This is a genomic window from Sphingobium aquiterrae (genome assembly GCF_037154135.1).
GTDB classification, from domain to species: Bacteria; Pseudomonadota; Alphaproteobacteria; order Sphingomonadales; family Sphingomonadaceae; genus Sphingobium; species Sphingobium aquiterrae.
Map to the genome: position 1 here is coordinate 68,917 of NZ_JBANFL010000010.1, position 17,934 is coordinate 86,850.

At 65.5% G+C, this 17,934-nt stretch carries 15 protein-coding genes; 7 read left to right on the top strand and 8 right to left on the bottom strand.

The genetic code is table 11. The annotated features are described in order from the left end of the window. Positions 1-192: 192 nt before the first annotated feature. The 3 genes from WFP78_RS12315 to WFP78_RS12325 are packed head-to-tail and all read right to left on the bottom strand — an operon-like array spanning position 193 to position 2,263. The gene (locus tag WFP78_RS12315) at positions 193-630 is read right to left on the bottom strand and encodes a pseudoazurin (protein WP_336962522.1); all 438 of its coding nucleotides are present in this window, start codon (positions 628-630) and stop codon (positions 193-195) included. A 33-nt stretch (positions 631-663) separates the two neighbouring features. Then, positions 664-1,404, bottom strand: coding sequence for an SDR family oxidoreductase (locus WFP78_RS12320; RefSeq protein ID WP_336962524.1), 741 nt, complete (start codon positions 1,402-1,404; stop codon positions 664-666). Positions 1,405-1,417: 13 nt separating this feature from the next. Beyond that, a complete protein-coding gene (locus WFP78_RS12325; protein ID WP_336962527.1) occupies positions 1,418-2,263 on the bottom strand; it encodes an SDR family NAD(P)-dependent oxidoreductase in 846 nt (281 codons plus the stop codon). Between the two features lie 224 nt (positions 2,264-2,487). On the opposite strand from WFP78_RS12325, the gene WFP78_RS12330 reads away from it, so the two are divergent. From WFP78_RS12330 to WFP78_RS12345, 4 genes are all read left to right on the top strand, one after another. Further along, positions 2,488-3,771, top strand: a complete 1,284-nt coding sequence (locus WFP78_RS12330; RefSeq protein ID WP_336962531.1) for an MFS transporter — start codon at positions 2,488-2,490, stop codon at positions 3,769-3,771. Between the two features lie 267 nt (positions 3,772-4,038). Continuing rightward, complete coding sequence (locus WFP78_RS12335) at positions 4,039-4,941, top strand: MBL fold metallo-hydrolase (RefSeq protein WP_336962534.1); 903 nt, start codon at positions 4,039-4,041, stop codon at positions 4,939-4,941. Positions 4,942-4,976: 35 nt separating this feature from the next. Next, positions 4,977-6,875: an outer membrane protein assembly factor BamB family protein gene (locus WFP78_RS12340; RefSeq protein WP_336962537.1), complete on the top strand. Its 1,899-nt coding sequence runs from the start codon at positions 4,977-4,979 to the stop codon at positions 6,873-6,875. 60 nt (positions 6,876-6,935) lie between these two features. Beyond that, positions 6,936-7,319: a c-type cytochrome gene (locus tag WFP78_RS12345; protein WP_336962539.1), complete on the top strand. Its 384-nt coding sequence runs from the start codon at positions 6,936-6,938 to the stop codon at positions 7,317-7,319. Positions 7,320-7,456: 137 nt separating this feature from the next. Here the strand turns inward: WFP78_RS12345 and WFP78_RS12350 are convergent, their stop codons facing one another. The 3 genes from WFP78_RS12350 to WFP78_RS12360 all read right to left on the bottom strand — a co-directional run bounded on the left by WFP78_RS12350 (position 7,457) and on the right by WFP78_RS12360 (position 11,093). After that, on the bottom strand, positions 7,457-8,308 hold the full coding sequence (locus WFP78_RS12350; RefSeq protein ID WP_336962541.1) for a fumarylacetoacetate hydrolase family protein: 852 nt from the start codon (positions 8,306-8,308) through the stop codon (positions 7,457-7,459). Positions 8,309-8,501: 193 nt separating this feature from the next. After that, entirely contained in the window at positions 8,502-9,224 is a 723-nt protein-coding gene (locus WFP78_RS12355) for a GntR family transcriptional regulator (protein WP_336962542.1), read from the bottom strand. A gap of 87 nt (positions 9,225-9,311) precedes the next feature. Further along, positions 9,312-11,093, bottom strand: a complete 1,782-nt coding sequence (locus tag WFP78_RS12360; RefSeq protein ID WP_336962544.1) for an IlvD/Edd family dehydratase — start codon at positions 11,091-11,093, stop codon at positions 9,312-9,314. 224 nt (positions 11,094-11,317) lie between these two features. On the opposite strand from WFP78_RS12360, the gene WFP78_RS12365 reads away from it, so the two are divergent. After that, the gene (locus WFP78_RS12365; protein ID WP_336962546.1) at positions 11,318-14,323 is read left to right on the top strand and encodes a TonB-dependent receptor plug domain-containing protein; all 3,006 of its coding nucleotides are present in this window, start codon (positions 11,318-11,320) and stop codon (positions 14,321-14,323) included. Positions 14,324-14,463: 140 nt separating this feature from the next. Here WFP78_RS12365 and WFP78_RS12370 read toward each other — a convergent pair whose 3' ends face one another. Then, positions 14,464-15,168: a helix-turn-helix transcriptional regulator gene (locus WFP78_RS12370; RefSeq protein ID WP_336962548.1), complete on the bottom strand. Its 705-nt coding sequence runs from the start codon at positions 15,166-15,168 to the stop codon at positions 14,464-14,466. 109 nt (positions 15,169-15,277) lie between these two features. On the opposite strand from WFP78_RS12370, the gene WFP78_RS12375 reads away from it, so the two are divergent. Further along, a complete protein-coding gene (locus WFP78_RS12375; protein WP_336962550.1) occupies positions 15,278-15,889 on the top strand; it encodes a glutathione S-transferase family protein in 612 nt (203 codons plus the stop codon). Between the two features lie 178 nt (positions 15,890-16,067). Here the strand turns inward: WFP78_RS12375 and WFP78_RS12380 are convergent, their stop codons facing one another. Continuing rightward, complete coding sequence (locus WFP78_RS12380) at positions 16,068-16,670, bottom strand: TetR/AcrR family transcriptional regulator (RefSeq protein WP_336962553.1); 603 nt, start codon at positions 16,668-16,670, stop codon at positions 16,068-16,070. A gap of 141 nt (positions 16,671-16,811) precedes the next feature. On the opposite strand from WFP78_RS12380, the gene WFP78_RS12385 reads away from it, so the two are divergent. Beyond that, the gene (locus WFP78_RS12385) at positions 16,812-17,933 is read left to right on the top strand and encodes an efflux RND transporter periplasmic adaptor subunit (RefSeq protein ID WP_473829053.1); all 1,122 of its coding nucleotides are present in this window, start codon (positions 16,812-16,814) and stop codon (positions 17,931-17,933) included. Position 17,934 lies beyond the last annotated feature (1 nt).

Genomic DNA, 17,934 nt, shown 5'->3' on the forward strand with positions numbered 1-17,934 from the left:
CGGTAGAGGGCCAGGACCAGGCGCGTTCTTGAAGCACCCGATGCCCCCACCAGCACCCGATGCAGCCAGCGCCTCTTGCGGGAGGCTGGCCTTTCGTGCCCGCGAGCACCGTCCTGACCGTTCAGGGCAGCGCCGTCGACACCGCCATGCACCGCATCGGTCCCGGCCGGGAATCGGAACCGATGCGGTGGATCATTTCACCTTTGCCAGCAGCGCCGTCATCCGCTTGGCGGCGAATGGCGGCAGGGTGACGGCCCTTGTCGCTGCGATGTCAGCCGGACTGGCCTTGCCGACCTGAACAAGCGCGACCATGCCCATGGCGAAATGCGGCAGGCATTTGATGCCGTAAAGGCCGGGTTTCGTGACGGTCAGCACGGCTTCGGCGTTCATCGCGCCCTTCAGCGGCGTGGCGCCCGCGGGCAGCATGTTCGGCACGCTCTCGGCATTGTGCGCGGGGTCCGTGGGCTTGAAGCGGATGACATCGCCCGGCGCGGCCTTCACGAAGGACGGTTCGAAGACCATCGCGCCCTCCGCGCCCTTGTTCTTCATCTGGACGACAATCTCCCTGGCCGATGCCGGCATGGAAATGGCGAGCAGGGTGGCGGCGATGGCGAAGGACGAAAGGCGCATGAACAATCTCTCCCAAAGTGCATTACAGGGTCGTCAGAGGCTCATGCCCCCGTCGATGATCAGATTCGATCCGGTCATGAAACCGGCTTCGTCGGACGCCAGCAGCACGGCGATCTCCGCGATCTCCTGCGGCGTGCCGATGCGGCCCATGGGCTGACGCGCCACGAAGGCGGCACGGGCGGCGGCTTCGTCGCCCTGCTGGCGGAGCCGCTCGCCCAGCGAGGGCGTTTCGACGGTGCCCGGGCTGATCGCGTTGCAGCGAATCCCCTCGCCGATGAAATCGCGCGCGACCGACATGGTCAGCCCGACCACCGCCGCCTTGCTGGTGGCGTAGGCGAACCGATCCGGCGCGGCCATGACCGACGACACGACGGACGCGATGTTGACGATCGACCCGCTGCGGCGATCGCGCATCGCCGGCAGGAAGGCGCGGATCGTGTTGGCCATCGCCATGACGTTGATCCTGAAGCTGCGGTCCAGATCGGCCGGATCGCCGCTAAGGATGGTCCCGACGGCGACCCAGCCGGCGCAATTCACCAGCACGTTCACGTCCGGATGGGCCGCGGCCACCTGTGCGACGGCGTCGCTATCGGTCACGTCCATCTGCGCAATCCGCACATCGCGCCCGGCAAAGGTCGCCTGGAGGCGATCATGTTGCAGATCGGTCGCGATCACTGCCGCACCCTCGCGCAGGAAGGCTTCGGCGATGGCATGGCCGATGCCCTGCGCGGCACCGGTGATGAGGCAGGTCTTGCCGGTCAGTCTGTTCGCCATATCGTCTCTCCCGTCAGGCTGCGTACAGGCCGATGCCGCCGTCCACCCGCAGCACCTGGCCGCTGATGAAGCCGCTCTGATCGGACGCGAGAAAGGCCACCACATCGGCGATTTCGGACGGCGTTGCGTAACGGTCGAGCGACGGCCCCTCCAGCATCATCCTGGGGTCGGTCGGGCGCGTGGCCAGGAAACGGGCCGTCTTTGCGGGGCCGGGACTGATCGCGTTGACGCGCACGCCAAGCGGCCGCATCTCCAGCGCCAGGCAGCGCGTATAATGCACGATCGCCGCCTTCGCGCAGCCATAGATGACTTCGGGCGACACCGCCTGATGACCGTTCAGCGAACCGAAATTGACGATTGCGCCCTTGTTCCGGCGGCCCATGCCCGGGGCCACGGCGCGGCAGACCAGCATGGTGCTGATGAAATTGCGCTGGAACACCGCCATCGCATCTCCCAGGCTGATGTTCAGCGCGTCATTGGGCTTCGGCTTGGTGCCATGCGCGCCAATATCGCCGCCCGCGCAGTTGATGAGGATGGAGATCGCACCGAGTCGCGCTTCCACCTCGGCAACGATGCGATTCACCGCAGCCTCGTCGGTCACGTCGCCGGTCACGCCGATCGTGCGCGCGCCGCCGGACGCCAGCGCCGCTGCGACGGCGGTCAGGCTCTGCCCTTCGCCGAACTGTGCGGGGGCGTTTTCGTCGATGTCATGGATCGCCACATCGGCGCCCAGGCCGATCAGCGTCTCCGCGATCCTGTGCCCGAGCCCCCGTCCGGAGCCGGTGACAAGCGCGACCGCCCCTTTCAGCGTCCCCGCTGACCGGGCGGGCGGCGCTGGCTCCCCCTCTCTGTCGCTCATTGACACTCCAATCTGAATACAGTGCAACCTCATGGAGAAACGCCGCCATATGGTTGCAATATCGATCGCTACGCAGCGATCAATGCCGCGCATCGGGAGCATTGACAAGCCATATTCTGTCTTTAGTATACAGATAACGTTCCGGCGATATGCCGCACCGATTGAAACGCGCGACCGGAAAGCCGGCGCCGCTGGAGGATAGCAATGAGCAAGGGCGGCATCGCATGAAGGCGACGAAAGTGCGCTATGGGGTCGTCGGCTTCGCGCTGTCGCTGGCGATCCTCTCCTATATCCAGCGGGTCGCCATTTCCCAGGCGGCCACGCCGATCGCTGCCGACCTGCATCTGGACAAGCAGCAGCTGGGCGCGATCCTCGGCGCGTTCGGCCTCTCCTACGCCCTGTTCGAAATCCCGATGGGCGTGCTGGGCGACAAGATCGGCGTCCGCCGCCTGCTTGCGCAGATCGTTCTGGCCTGGTCCTTCTTCACCGCCCTGACCGGCGCGGCCTGGAACGTCACCTCCATGTGGATCGTGCGCTTCCTCTTCGGCGCGGGCGAAGCGGGATGTTTCCCCAATCTTACCCGGATGCTGAGCCAGTGGCTGCCGCGCGGCGAGCGGGTGAAGGCGCAGGCGCTGATGTGGGCCTGCACCCGCTGGGGCGGCGCCGTGACTCCGCCGCTGGCCCTGCTCGGCATCAACCTGCTCGGCTGGCGCTGGAGCTTCGTCGCCTTCGCGTTGCTGGGGGTCGTCTGGTGCATCGCCTTCCTGCGCTGGTTCAGGGAGGACCCGGCGGATCACCCCAAGGTCAACGCCGCCGAACTGGAGATGCTGCAGGAATCCCGCGCGCTCGTCTCCCATGCGCGGCAGGAGGGCTGGGTCCGCATCCTGCTGCGTCCGCAGACGATCATGCTGATGCTGCAATATTTCTGCTGGTCCTATGTGTGGTATTTCTTCGTCACCTGGCTGCCGACCTATTTGCGGGAAGCCCATGGCCAGAGCGCGGCGGCGACGGCAGGGCTTGCCGTCCTGCCATTGCTGTGCGGCGGCTTCGGTTCGCTGATCAGCGGCCTCTTGCCGCTGCGCGTCTCGCGCCAGCTGGTGGCGATCGGGGCCTTCAGCGCCGTCGCCGTCCTGCTGCTGATCGTGCCGCATGTCAGCAACATCGCCGTGGTCATCGCCATCATGGCCGCCATCAGCTTCTGCGGCGACCTCACCGTGCCGATTTCCTGGAACAGCTGTGTCGAAGTCGGCAAGAACTACACGGCAACCGTCGCGGCGGCGATGAACATGTTCGCCAATTTCTCCGGCTTCGTGGCACCGGTGATCGCGGGCGTCATCCTGGCCCGCAACGGCAATGACTGGAACGAGGTGCTGTACCTGATGGCGGGCGTGGCGATGCTTGGCGCCGTGCTCTGGCTGTTCATCGACCCGACCGGCGAGCGCGCGGCCCGAAAGCCTGCGCCTCTGTCCCAAGCGATGCAGGCTTCGTCACGGGGACCGATTTCGTAATCGACGGGGGTTGGACCACGACGTGATCCGCCCCTTGCAGGAACCACATTGGGGAGAGCATGCATGACAGGGACAGCATCGCAATCAAGGCTCGCAGCCATCATCGGCGCGATCGCCCCTTTCGCGGTTGGCCGGCGCGCGGAACGGCCCGGCAGCACGATCGTTCCAGGACCGATGGCGACGGCAGCCGGCCTGTTTGTCCATGGGCGGTATATCATATGCCTGCACCCTGGCGGACAGCCGGAGCGGTGCGCCAAAGGGCGACAGATGATGAAGCCTATCCTTCCCCTTCTCTGTGCGCTTACGCTGCCCATCGGTGCCGCGAGCGCACAACAACCGGCGCCGGGCCCCCTCCCGAACTCGGCGCCGGTTGCCCCCCAGCAGGTCCGGCAGGTAAAGCCCGATATCTACATGGTCGCCGGCGCGGGCGGGAATGTCACGATATGGGTTGCCGACCGGGGACTGGTCCTGGTCGACGACAAGCTTGGCGGCGAAGCCAATTTCGACACCCTGGTCGCGGCCATCCGGTCGGTCAGCACCTTGCCCGTGATCGCCGTGTTCAACACGCACCATCATGGCGATCATATCGGCAACAATGCCCGCTTTCTCGATGCCAAGGCGCTGGTGATCGGTACGGACGGCCTTGCGGACCGGATAGCGGCGGCGCCCGCTCCCGCCAATGGCGCCGCCCCGCCGGCACCGCCCAATCTGCTGTTCAGCAAGGATGTCTCGCTGGTGATGGCCCGCGGCCGCGTGGACGCCCATCACTATATTCCCGGCCATACCAGCGGCGATGCGGTCATCCACTTCCCCGCCGCGCATGTCGTGTCGACGGGGGACCTGCTGGTCGCCGCGACGCCCACGATCGATTATGCGGGCGGCGCCAATATCACCGGCTGGATCGCGACGCTGGACGAAATCCTGAAGCTGGATTTCGACGCCGCAATCCCCGGCCATGGCGACGCGCCGATGCCCCGTGCGGACGTCCTGGCCTTTCGCGGCAAGCTGGCGACATTTCTCGATCGCGCCCGCGCCGCGGTGAAGGCAGGCACGCCGAAGGAAAAACTGATCGGGGCGGTCCAGGCCAGCGACCTTGGCTGGACCTGGAACGCCAACAGCTGGCCCGCCGCGCGGCTCGATGGCCTGTGGGCGGAGGCGGGCGGCGCATGAATTGCCAAGGATAACATAACCCAAGGGGGAAGAAGATGCCTGTGCTCACCAAGCGGCTCGCTTCAGGAAGTTGCATCGCCTTGCTGGCGGTCCAGGCCCTGCCCGCGCAGGGCGCGCCGGCGAAGGAGACCGGCTGGCCCCATGCGGGCCGGGATCTTGGCGGCGGGCGCTACTCGCCGCTGACCCAGATCACCCCCGCGAATGTCGGCCGGCTGCACCCGGCCTGGACCTATCACATGAAGCCCGCCGGCACGACCAGCAGCCGCTGGCTCCAGTCGGAGGCGATCCCGCTGGTCATCGGTTCGACCATGTATCTTTCGACCCCCTATGGCCGGATCGTCGCGCTCGATGCATCGACGGGGAAGGAGAAGTGGGTCTTCACCATTCCGGGGCAGGATGCCGCGTCGCTGCGCGGCATAGCCTATTGGCCGGGGAGCACGCATCACTCGCCCGCGATCATTTTCGGCACGCGCGGCGGGAAGCTGCTGTCGATCAACGCGCAGGACGGCACCCTGACCGCGGGCTTCGGCAATGGCGGCATCGTCGACCTGAAGACGCCCGAGGTCATGACCACGGGCATGGACAAACCCTATACCCTGCCCTCTCCCCCCGTCATCTTCGGCGATCTGGTCATCACCGGCGCAGGCCCGGGCGAGGGGCCGGGCGGCGACGGCGGCGGACGCGGCCCGGCGGGCGATACCCGCGCATGGGACGTGCGCACGGGCAAGCTCATATGGACGTTCCACAGCACGCCGCGCCCCGGCGAGCTTGGCCATGACAGCTGGGGCGGCGACAGCTGGAAGGATCGTTCCGGGGTCAATGTCTGGGGCTATATGACGGTCGATGCGGCGCGGGGCATCCTCTACATGCCGCTGGGCGCCCCCAATAACGACCGTATCGGCACCGACAGGCCGGGCAACAACTTGTTCTCCAGTTCGATTGTCGCCGTGGACGCTCGCACCGGCAGGTATAAATGGCATTTCCAGGTCACGCACCATGATGTGTGGGACATGGATACCCAGTCCCCCCCGACGCTGATCGACGTGAAGCGCAACGGCAAGGTCATCCCCGCGCTCGTCACGGTGAACAAGAACAGCCTGATGTTCATCCTCGACCGCGTCACCGGCGAACCGATCTTCGGTGTCGAGGAACGCCCGGTGCCCGCCAGCACCGTGCCGGGCGAACAGCTTTCCCCCACCCAGCCCTTTCCGGTCGCACCCGAACCGCTGGCCCAGACCGCGCTGCGCCGCGACAACCTCTACAAGGGCGTCCCCGAACATCAGGCCTTCTGCGAAAAGCTGGTCGACGACAATCATATGAAGCTGGGGTCGATCTACCTGCCGCTGGAGGTCGATCGCTATACGGTCTCGCTGCCCGGCACGCAGGGCGGCGTGAACTATTATGGCGGGGCGTTCGACCCCATGCTTGGGCTGTTCGTCGCGAACGTCAACAACCTGGCCCAGCCGATGCGGCTGGTGAAGGGGCCGGACGGCGCCTATGTCAATTCCGGGCCGCTGGCCGGGACACGCCGTTTCTGGAATCCCGACACCCACCTTCCCTGCGGCCCGACGCCATGGGGCCAGCTTGTCGCGGTCGATGTGAACACCGGCAAGATCGCGTGGCGATCTACTCTGGGCGTGACGGACAGCTTCCCGGCCGGGCAGCGGGACACCGGGCGTCCGGGCCTGGGCGGCGCGATCCTGACGGCAAGCGGGCTGACCTTCATCGCGGCCACCGACGACAACCGCATCCGCGCGTTCGAGACGCGGACGGGCAAGGAAATCTGGGCCTACACGCTGCCTGCCTCCGGCGAGGCGACGCCGATCACCTATGAAGGCGCGGCCGGCAAGCAATATGTCGCCATCGTCGCGACCGGCGGCGGCCTGATCGGGGCGAAGGCCGAAAGCGATTCGCTGGTGGTGTTCAGCCTTTGACGAGCGGGGAGAATGCCTATGCGTGCCAGAGCTAGAACGGGATCGCCCGACGGCGCGGCCATGGCAACGGCGAGGCATCGCGCGCGGTTCCATGTGAACGGAACACGCGCCAGGTCGGCGGCCGTTGCACTGGCCGCGGCAATGGTCCTGATGGCCGGAACAAGGACGGTCTTCGGGCAGGCGACCCCAACGGCCCTGCCCGCCCTGCCCGCCGGCCCCGGCCATGATTTGACGATCCGGGTCTGCTCATCCTGCCACGCGCCGGAGATCGCGGCGCGGCAGCGGCTCGACCATCATGGTTGGCAGGAACTTATCGACGTGATGGCGGGCCGTGGCGCGGTGGCCAGCGATGAGGAGCTGGCGCAGATCACCGACTATCTCAGCCGGTCATTCCCCCCGGCCCCGGCGGCGGCGTCCGCACCACCGCCGGCCTCTTCGAATTGAGCCGTTGACGGGCGGGGCTCCACTGCCGCGGAGCCCCTGGAAGCATGTTCAGGTTGACCCCTTGCGGTCAACGCCCCGGAAAATACGCCCACAGGGAACGGCGCGTTTCCGCCCGATGTGGCAACGCCCTGGCGCCATCAAGCGCCCACGATGCCGCGCCGCACCAGCTGGCGCTGTTCCCCCAGGCCGTCGATGCCCAGCGTGATGACTTCGCCTTCCTTCAGGAAGCGTTGCGGCTTCATGCCCATGCCGACGCCGGGGGGCGTGCCGGTGCTGATGATGTCGCCCGGATGCAGGCTCATGAACTGGGAGACATAATGGACGATGAAGGGGACGTCGAAGATCAGATTGGCGGTATTGCCCGTCTGCATCCGTACCCCGTCGATCTCCAGCCAAAGGCCCAGATTGTCGATGTCCGCCACCTCGTCCATCGTCACCAGCCAGGGACCGAAAGGGCCGAAAGTGTCGCAGCCCTTGCCCTTGTCCCACTGGGTGCCGCGTTCGAGCTGATATTCGCGCTCCGACAGGTCGTTGACCACGCATAGCCCGGCAACATGATCCATTGCGCTTTCAACGGGGACATAGCGTGCCGTCTTGCCGATCACGACGCCCAGCTCGACTTCCCAGTCGGATTTCTGCGATGCGGGCGGCATCAAGATGTCGTCGTTCGGCCCCATGATCGCCGACGTGACCTTCATGAAGAGGATGGGTTCGGTCGGGATCGCCATGCCGGCTTCTTCGGCATGATCCCGATAGTTGAGGCCGATGCAGACGAACTTGCCGACCCTGGCCACCGGCTCGGCCATGCGCACGCCCTCCTCCACGGTGGGAAGCGCGGCGACATCCAGACCCCTGAGCGCCGCGAGCCCGTTCCCCAGCGTCTCCGGATCGATATCGGCAATGACGCCCGAAAGGTCGCGGATCTTGCCATCCTGATCGCGCAGGCCGGGCTTTTCCGCGCCTTTGGGTCCGTAACGCAACAATTTCATGGATCACTGTCCTCCAGACATGAGAAACCGCACGCCGAAGCCGCCATCGGCGCCGGAGCAACGGCAAGGGAAAAAGGGATGCCGGTCGGCCCCGGAGCATCCTGCGCAGAAGCGGGAACCGGTTTTGCGCAAGAAACATGCGACAACAAGGAATGAGAGCGCGCGCGCCGCGCCGGATGTAACGCAACGCGCTTTAGGCCTTGTGGACCGCCAGGCTGGAAAACCGTTCCGGCTCGGTATAGGCCATGCGCAGATGCGTGAGCAGCGCCATTTGCGGATCTTCGCCACCGCCAGCCACCACATCGAGCAGCGCGCGATGATGGTTGAGCCGCCAGCGGCGGATTTCCTGGCTGACATGTTCCAGCGCCTTGTGCGCGAACAGCGATGTCGTCAGCGCTTCCAATGTCCGTTCCAGATAGGGATTGCCCGACGCCCGCCAGATCACGGCATGGAATTTCCGGTCGAGCGCGGCCGCGTCGATCAACGGACCGTCCCATGCCTCCATCTGCTCGACCAGTTCGGTGAGTTCGGCGAGGATTTCGGGCGTCATCCGCGCGCGCGCCAGGCGCAGTGCCTCGGTTTCCAGGACCATGCGCAGGCTGTTGATCTGCTGCACCTCGTCCGGCGTCAACTGGATGACGAACATGCCGCGACGCTCGTGGTTCATCACCAGCCCCTGTTCCTGGAGCTGCGACAACGCCTCCCGCACCGGGATGCGGCTGATCTTGAATTCGCGCGCGATCTGGCTCTCGTTCAACCGCTCGCCGGGCCGATAACGGCCGCTCATGATCTGCGCGCGCAACGTCTTGACGATATGCGTGCGCAGCGTCGAAGGGGTGATGTCCTCGACCGGTTCCGCCGCGACCGCACCTGATTGCTGCATATCCGCCTCGATCAACTCCTGCTCCGATACCATGCCGCCCGACCGTGGCGCGCCCGAACTGCATACACCAGATGCGATCCATCAGGAACCCTTCCGGCCGGGATGCATGCAGCGCCGCCATCAATGGTTGTGACGGGGCAGGCGGCGGGAAATCTGGTGATAGCGCGTCGAAAAATCAAGGCAGGCGCCGGTTTCGATCGACCCCACATGCGCGCGATACATTTCTTCCCATGGCGTGTGACTGGGCGGCGTGGCGGGCGCGCCCTCCCCCTTGCGCCGGGCGATTTCCTCTTCCGGCACAAGCGCATCGCAGCGCGCGGCATTCAGGTCGATGCGGACGATGTCGCCGGTGCGCAGCCAGGCGAGGCCCCCGCCCGCCGCGCTTTCCGGCGAGCAATGGACGATCGACGGGCTATCGGACGTGCCCGACTGCCGCCCGTCGCCCATCGTCGGCAGGCTGTTGACGCCGCGCATCAGCAGGGCATCGGGCGGCTGCATATTCACGACCTCCGCCGATCCCGGCCAGCCGATCGGCCCCGCGCCGCGCATCACCAAGATGCAATCCTCGTCGATGTTCAGCGCCGGGTCGTTGATCCGGTGATGATAATCGTCCGAACCGTCGAACACGATCGCGCGCGCCTCGAACATGCCCTCCCGCCCCGGCGTCGACAGATAGCGCGCGCGGAAGGCCGGCGAGATCACGCTCACCTTCATGATCGCGAAGTCGAACAGGTTTCCGCTGAGCGGCAACAGGCCCGCATTTTCCAGCAGGGGCTCGCCATAGCGGCGGATCACGCCGCGGTCGGTCGCTTCGCGCCCTTCCAGATTGGCCCGGACCGTTTGTCCGCTGGCCGTGATCCGCTCGCCGTGCAGCTTGCCGGCCTGCAGCAGTTCCCACATCACCGCGGGCACACCGCCTGCCCGATGGAAGCTCTCGCCCAGATACGCGCCCGCAGGCTGCATGTTGACCAGCAGGGGCAGTTCAAAGCCGTGATCGCGCCAGTCCTGCGCCGTGATCTCCACGCCGGCGTGACGCGCCATCGCCGTGATATGGGGTTGGGCATTGGTCGATCCACCAATCGTCGCCGTCAGGGCGATGGCGTCCAGAAACGCCTCGCGCGTCAGAATGCGGGACGGGCGCAGCTCCTCATAGGCCATGTCTACGATACGCCGTCCGGTCTCATAGGCATATTGCCCGCGCTCCCGATAGGCGGCCGGGATGGCGGCGCAGCCCGGCAAGGACATCCCCAGCGCTTCGGCGATGGCGTTCATCGTGGACGCGGTGCCCATCGTATTGCAATGGCCGACCGACGTGGCCGACGCGACGGCCATCTGGAGGAACGCCTCCTCATCGATCTCTCCCGCCGCCAGGCGCTTGCGGCCTTTCCAGATCACGGCGCCCGATCCGACCCGCTCGCCTTCGAAATAGCCGTCCAGCATCGGCCCGCCCGACAGGACGATGGCGGGAATGTCGACCGTCGCCGCCGCCATGACGGCCGATGGCGTGGTCTTGTCGCAGCCGGTCGTCAGCACCACCGCGTCGAGCGGATAGCCATAGAGGATTTCGACCAGCCCCATATAGGCCAGGTTACGGTCCAGCGCCGCGGTCGGACGGCGGCAATTCTCGAAGATCGGATGGACCGGGAATTCCATCGGCACGCCGCCCGCATCCCGTATGCCGTCCCGCACCCGCTTTGCCAGTTCGATGTGAACGCGGTTGCAGGGCGTCAGGTCGCCACCGGTCTGCGCGATGCCGACAATGGGCCTGCCCGAGCGCAGCTCATCGGGCGTAAGGCCATAATTCATGAACCTTTCCAGATAGATGGCTGTCATGTCGCCGCGTTCCTGATTCGCAAACCAGTTGCGCGAACGAAAGCCGTCTTTTGGTCCAGAGCGCGTCATCAGGAAAAATCCAACCCCCAAATATCTTTCCTGTATACTAAATAAACCGCACAGCCTGTCAATCCGGCCCAATAAATGGCGTTTCGGCCAGAAATTCGGTCCGATGAGCAACGCAATGGCGCTCTTTGCCTTGACAGAAACATTTTGAAATGAATACAGTATGCAGGCGAGATGCGGGATTGAGGCAGAAAATGCCCGGACGCGCTCAATTGAGGGGATGCACGATGATTTTTTCCAGGATGACCCGCGCCGGACTGATGATCGCCACCGCCATGTCGGCGATCGGCACCGCGCAGGCGCAATCAGTCGCTATTCCGGCGGGATCGGACGACACCCGCCCCGCCCCGCAGACGGCCGAGCCGGCTCCGCCACCCGCAAGCGCGCCCCGCGGCGGCACATCGGGATCGGGATCGGGATCGGCATCCACCGAGGATATCATCGTCACCGGGTCGCGCATCATCGCCAATGGCTATCAGGCACCGACCCCCGTCACCGTCGTCAGCGCCACCGAGCTGCTGAAGAAGGCGCCCGAAAGCATCGCGGCGGGCCTGACCAAATTGCCGCAATTCGCCGCGACGGCGGGCGCGAACGTCACCAGCAGCCAGGCGGGCACGCCCAGCGCCGGCAACTACCTCAACCTCCGCCGCCTCGGCGCGATCGAAACGCTGCTGCTGCTCGACGGGCAGCGGCTGCCGCCGACGAGCTTCGACGGCACGACCGATTCCAACATCATCCCGCAGGCGCTGGTCCAGCGCGTCGACGTGGTCACGGGCGGCGCATCGGCCGCCTATGGATCGGACGCGGTCGCCGGCGTCGTCAACTTCGTCCTCGACACCAAATTCGAAGGGCTGAAGGGCGTGGTGCAAACCGGCATTTCCAGCCGCCACGACAATCATCAGGAAAAGTTCAGCCTTGCCGGCGGCACCAGCCTGATGGACAATCGGCTGCACCTGGAAGCCAGCGTCGATTATTTCTTCCAGCCCGGCATCCCGAACAATGGCGAGCGCCCCTATGGCGGCAACTATACCGGCGGCTGGGTGGATGTCGGCGCCAATCCGGCCGGCAGCGCCGCCAATCCGAACAACCGGCCCGCGGGCACGGCGGAAAATCCGTTCACCCCCATGTTCAACGTGCGGCTGGCCAACGGCACCTATGGCACGCTCATCAACTCGGGCCGCAACGCCGCCGGCCAGACCGTTCCCTTCTCCCTGAACCTCTATACGTTCGATCCCAATGGCGGCTTCCACAAGGCCGATCTGGGCACCCCCACCGGCACGCCGAACTTCAACGTGGGCGGCGCCGATACGGCCGTCACCTTCGGCACGACGCTGACCAGCAAATTGCGGACCAAGCAGGCCTTCGGTCGCGCCGACTATGATTTCGGATCGGGCATCGAGGGGTTCGTCCAGGGCAGCTACACCGATTCCGACACACGTTATGTCACTGTGGCGGCGGGCACCCAGTTCCAGTCGTTCCAGATCTTCTCCGACAACGCCTTCCTGCCGACCGCCGTGCGCGACGCGATGATCGCCCAGGGCGTCAACAGCTTCGTCGGCAGCCGCGTCGAGGCGGACCAGACACCCAAGGTCGCCTATACCAACAACAAGGCGCTGACGATCCTGGCCGGACTGAAGGGCAAGCTCTCCACCTTCAACTGGAACATCAACTATTCGCACGGCGAATCCGAGCTGAACACGCGCCATACCGGCAATTTCCTGCAGGGGAACTGGTTCGCGGCGCTGGACGCCGTGCGCGATCCCTCGGGCAAGATCGTCTGCCGCATCACCCTCACCAATCCGGGGCTGCAGGATGGCTGCGTGCCCTGGAACCTGTTCGGCAATGGATCGCCATCGAAGGAATCCTACGCCTATTTCGAGCGGGAATCGACGTTCCGCGTGAAGAACCAGCAGGACGACATCGCCGCCTCGCTGACGGGGGCGCTGTTCGACCTGCCGGCTGGCCCGGTGAACATCGCCCTGGGCGGCGAATGGCGGCGGCAGAGCCTGAACCAGACCAGCAACAACGATCCCTCCAAGCCGATCGACCTGACCGGCCTGCGCACCTATGCCAACCCCTATAACCTGACCTTCAACAGCACCAATGTCGGCCCGGCCAGCGGCAAGCAGACGGTCAAGGAAGGCTTTGTCGAAATCGCGGTGCCGATCCTGCACGACACCCCCTTCTTCCAGGCCTTCGACCTGAACGGCGCAGCCCGCTACACCGATTACAGCGTGAGCGGCGGCATCTGGGCGTGGAAGGGCGGCCTCAGTTGGACACCCGTGAACCAGCTCCGCTTCCGGGCCACCTATTCCCAGGATATCCGCGCACCGACATTATATGAGCTGTTCGCCGGCGTGTCCTCCACCCGCGGCACGTTCAACGACGTTCACACCAACACCAACACCAACACGATCACGCTGACGCAGGGCAACCCCGACCTGAAGGCGGAAACCGCCCGCACCCTGACATTGGGCGCGATCTGGCAGCCGGAATTCCTCCCCGGCTTCAGCGTTTCGCTCGATTATTATCACATCAAGATCAAGGACCAGATCACCCGCCTGAGCACCACCGACCTCAGCCAGCGGTGCGAGGACAGCGGCGGCACCGACGTGCTGTGTTCATTCATCAATCGTCCCTTCCCCTTCGCCAACCGGACGCCGGCGAACTTCCCGATCAACATCTCCCAGGTGCCGTTCAACCAGGCATCGCTCACGACCCACGGCTTCGACTATGAGATCAACTATCGCCTGGACCTGGGCCGGATGCTGTCGGACGATCCCGCGCGGCTCGACCTGCGCCTGATCGGCAACTACACGCCGAAGCTCACGTCGAAGTCGGGGCCGACAAGCACGCCGGTCGAAAATGCCGGCGTCGCCGGCGCCGGCGTGCCGCGGCACAAGCTCACGGCGTCGGTCGACTATACGGATGGCCCGTTCAACTTCGGGATCGACATGCGCTATATCGGCACGCTGCATTACACGCTGGTGCCGACGCAATTCTACACCAACAACCGCATCGCGCCGGTCGCCTATCTGAACGCGAACATCTCCTACGACTTTTCGGCCGGCAAGCATCTGGTCACCTGGTTCGGGTCCGTCACGAACATCACCGACAAATTCGTGTTCGCGCCGCAGCCCAATGCCCAGCCGACGGAATTCTACCCGACCTTCCAGTCGCAATATGACGTCATCGGGCGCTATTTCGTCACGGGCATCCGGTTCAAACTCTGATGTGACATCTTCCTGCACCGAAGATGCCCCATCCCACGCCCGGAACGACGGTTCCGGGCGTCTTTTTTTGGCCGTTCGGGCAAGATGCGCGGCGGCGGTCGCGAGCGGGCCGGTGCCACCCGAATCCCTGAACGGAACGATCAGGACGCGGCGGCAGCGCGGTGCTTTTCCGCCATGTGCCGCTTCCATCGCTGGCGGAGCACGCCAGGCCGGCTGCCATGGCGATCTTCGAGAAATGCGGCGGCAACGATGCGGTCGGTGCGGAAATGCCTGAAGTCCTGCCGCAACTCGCACCAGGCGGCCAGCATGCGCGTCTCTTCGAAATAACCGATGATGACCGGCCAGACCACGCGCCGGCTCATGTCGCCGCGCTCGTCGCGATAGTCGAGCTGGATCTTGCACCCTTCCCGGATGCAGGCGCGCGTCCGGGCGATGTCGATGCCGTCCGGCGCCAGCCTGGAAGCCGGTCGCGTGCCGATCGACGGGTCGGCGATCAATGGACGCAGGCGCTCCGGCACGGCGCTGGTGATCTTGGCGATGAGATCGCGTGCCGCATTCGCCAGCACCGGATCGCCCCGGCCTGCGACCCATTGGGCGCCGAGGACCGCCGCCTCGATTTCGTCGGGCGTGAGCATCAGCGGCGGCATGTCGAACGCGTCGTCGAGGATGTAGCCCAACCCCGCTTCGCCCTGGATAGGCACGCGCTGCGCCATCAGGTCGGCCACGTCGCGGTAGACCGTTCGCGGCGAGACTTCGAGTTCGCCTGCAATCTCGCCGGCCGTCACCGGGCGGGACGATCGCCGCATGATCTGGATGATCTGGAACAGCCTGTCCGCACGACGCATGATCTACCTCCTACTGACAGAATGCTGTCAGCAGCATGATCCTACAAGCCCTTCCGTCATGGGAAGCCGGTCGCCGGCCCGCTTTCCTGCCGCCAAGGAGAAGAACGTCATGATCACCCTGTACCACACTCCACAATCCCGTTCGTCGCGCATGATCTGGCTGTTGGAAGAGCTGGGCGTTCCCTATGAGATCCACCCGGTGTCCATCTTCCGGCCGATGACCGGCGCAGGATCGCCCGATCCAGCCAACCCGCATCCCGACAAACGCGTGCCTGCGATCCTCCATGACGGAACGCTTGTCGCGGAGTCGGTCGCCATCGTCCTCTATCTGGGCGAAGTCTTTCCCGAGGCGGGGCTTGCGCCGATCCCCGGCGATCCGCGGCGTGGCGATTACCTGACCTGGCTGGCATGGTATGTCGCCGAACTGGAGCCGGCGCTGTTCGCCGGCATGGCGGGCGAGCTTGCCGGATCGCCGCAAAAGCAGCGTGGCCATGAAGCCGTGATCCGCCGGATCGAGACGGCGCTGGCGCAAGGCCCCTATATGATGGGCGAGCGATTTACCGGCGCCGACCTCCTCATCGGCAGCGCGCTTGCCTTCGGCCGGCACGCCTTCCCCGCCAGCGACATCTTCGATGCCTATATCGATCGCTGCAGGACACGTTCGGCCGCCGTCCGTGGCCTTGCGCTTGACGATGCATCGGGGCTGCAAGCCGCCGCATAAGACGGGACACCCCGTCTGTATTGGATTGGTGCCAACCGACAACAAGGACATGACCGGGCTGGATGCGGGCGCCATGGCCGACCGGGTTCGGGAGATCGTTTCCAGCGGCCTCCCGAACGACCGGATTGGAGTCATTCGCCAAATTCCGGCTCGGCGCGAATGGCCGGTTCCGCAGGCTTCATCCCATGTCTGGATGCAGGGCGTTGAGCGCGTGAAGGATCATTTTCGCGGTATATTCTGCCGTTTCGTTCACGCCCAGACGAGGTCCGGAGAGCGTGCGATGGCCCAGCCCGAACATGCAGGCGAGGAGCAATTCCTCGGCGGCGTCCAACTCCATGGTCGAAAGCCGCGGATTGGCGACGCAGGCAAAATCCCGGAAGGCGTTGCGATAATGCACGCACAGATCCGCGATCATCCTGGCCACATCGGCATTGCGATGCGCTTCAGCCAGAATCTCGAAGGAAAGCGCTTCGTCCCCTTCCGACAGGGAGAGAAGCGCCATCCGTGTCAGCGCGGTCTCCACCGGCGTCATGCCGCTTTTCACCTGCGCGCTGAGACTGGCCAGCGTTTCCAGCCGTGCGCGGGCATCCACCTCCACAATGGCCAGAACGATATCGGCCTTGCCCTTGAACGAGCGATAGATCGCGCCCACGCTGACATCCGCTTCCTCGGCCAGCTCGGCCATCGACATCTGATGGAAGCCGCGGGTGGCGAAAAGATGTCGTGCGGCATTGACGACACGGCTCCTGGCGCTCCCCACCTCATGCTGCGTTGCAATCATTATCCTTGATCCCCCCACCTTTTCGGTTGCTCTCGCCTGACACATCTCCTAGTGACCCGCAAGCGGAATGAATGTTCATTCCGCGCTTCTGCTTTACAATAAATGGATGGACCTATGCATCGGCGCAGCCTGGCAGGACTGATGGCAATTGCTCTGCTGGCGGGATGTGGCGACAATGCCCCACCGCCCCCACCGCCGCCCACGGTCGGCGTGGTGACGCTGAAGAACGAAGCCGTCACGCTGACGAACGAGTTGCCGGGGCGCGTCGCCGCCGTGGAAACCTCCGAAGTCCGGCCGCAGATCAGCGGCGTGATCCGCCGCCGCCTGTTCACCGAAGGCGCCCTGGTCCAGGCCGGGCAGCTGCTCTACGAAATCGAGGATGCGCCCTATCGCGCCGCGCTGGGCACCGCGCAGGGCAATCTCGCGCGGGCCCGGGCCTCGATCAACGCCACGCGGCTCCAGGCCGAGCGCTATCGCGGCCTGGTCGCCATCAATGCGGTCAGCCGGCAGGAAGCGGACAATGCGGAAGCCGCCGCCCAGCAGGCGCTGGGCGATGTCGCGGCGCAGAAGGCCGCCGTCGATGCGGCCAGGGTCAATCTGGATTTCACCCGCATCCGCGCGCCCATTTCCGGCCGCATCGGCCGGTCGCTGTTCACGCCCGGCGCGCTGGTGCAGGCGGGCCAGGTCGCCGCGCTGGCGACCATCCAGCGCACCAACCAGGTCTATGTGGATGTCAGCCAGTCCGCCGCGCAGGTCCTGAACCTCAAGGAAGCGCTGAACGCCGGCGCGCTCAGCAAGGGTGGCGCGGACGGCGCGCGCGCCCGGCTCCTCCTGCCGAACGGCAAGACCTATCCCATCGAGGGCCGGCTGCAATTTTCCGAGGTCACGGTCGATCCCACCACCGGCGGCGTGACGCTGCGCGCAACCTTCCCCAATCCGGACGGCCTGCTGCTGCCGGGCATGTATGTCCGCGCCCAGCTGGTCGAAGGCGTGCGGCAACAGGCGCTGCTTGCCCCGCAGCAGGGCATTTCCCGCGATCCGCGCGGCCGGGCCACGGCGCTGGTCGTCGGCGCGCAGGACAAGGTGGAGCAGCGCACCGTCACCGTCGATCGCGCCATGGGCGACACTTGGGTCGTAACCGGCGGCCTGAAGGCGGGGGACCGGCTGATCGTGGAAGGGCTGCTCAACCTGCAACCGGGGACGGTGGTGAAGGCCGGGCCGCCCCAGCAGGTGACGGCCCCGGCCACGGGCAAGGGGAACTGAT

Excerpts from the sequence above, each read along its gene's own strand:
- WFP78_RS12320 (WP_336962524.1), bottom strand. The coding sequence starts at position 1,404 with ATGGCGAACAGACTGACCGGCAAGACCTGCCTCATCACCGGTGCCGCG.
- WFP78_RS12325 (WP_336962527.1), bottom strand. The coding sequence starts at position 2,263 with ATGAGCGACAGAGAGGGGGAGCCAGCGCCGCCCGCCCGGTCAGCGGGG.
- WFP78_RS12370 (WP_336962548.1), bottom strand. The coding sequence starts at position 15,168 with ATGCGTCGTGCGGACAGGCTGTTCCAGATCATCCAGATCATGCGGCGA.
- WFP78_RS12355 (WP_336962542.1), bottom strand. The coding sequence starts at position 9,224 with ATGGTATCGGAGCAGGAGTTGATCGAGGCGGATATGCAGCAATCAGGT.
- WFP78_RS12360 (WP_336962544.1), bottom strand. The coding sequence starts at position 11,093 with ATGACGCGCTCTGGACCAAAAGACGGCTTTCGTTCGCGCAACTGGTTT.
- WFP78_RS12345 (WP_336962539.1), top strand. The coding sequence starts at position 6,936 with ATGGCAACGGCGAGGCATCGCGCGCGGTTCCATGTGAACGGAACACGC.
- WFP78_RS12315 (WP_336962522.1), bottom strand. The coding sequence starts at position 630 with ATGCGCCTTTCGTCCTTCGCCATCGCCGCCACCCTGCTCGCCATTTCC.
- WFP78_RS12350 (WP_336962541.1), bottom strand. The coding sequence starts at position 8,308 with ATGAAATTGTTGCGTTACGGACCCAAAGGCGCGGAAAAGCCCGGCCTG.
- WFP78_RS12380 (WP_336962553.1), bottom strand. The coding sequence starts at position 16,670 with ATGATTGCAACGCAGCATGAGGTGGGGAGCGCCAGGAGCCGTGTCGTC.
- WFP78_RS12340 (WP_336962537.1), top strand. The coding sequence starts at position 4,977 with ATGCCTGTGCTCACCAAGCGGCTCGCTTCAGGAAGTTGCATCGCCTTG.
- WFP78_RS12375 (WP_336962550.1), top strand. The coding sequence starts at position 15,278 with ATGATCACCCTGTACCACACTCCACAATCCCGTTCGTCGCGCATGATC.
- WFP78_RS12365 (WP_336962546.1), top strand. The coding sequence starts at position 11,318 with ATGATTTTTTCCAGGATGACCCGCGCCGGACTGATGATCGCCACCGCC.
- WFP78_RS12385 (WP_473829053.1), top strand. The coding sequence starts at position 16,812 with ATGGCAATTGCTCTGCTGGCGGGATGTGGCGACAATGCCCCACCGCCC.
- WFP78_RS12330 (WP_336962531.1), top strand. The coding sequence starts at position 2,488 with ATGAAGGCGACGAAAGTGCGCTATGGGGTCGTCGGCTTCGCGCTGTCG.
- WFP78_RS12335 (WP_336962534.1), top strand. The coding sequence starts at position 4,039 with ATGATGAAGCCTATCCTTCCCCTTCTCTGTGCGCTTACGCTGCCCATC.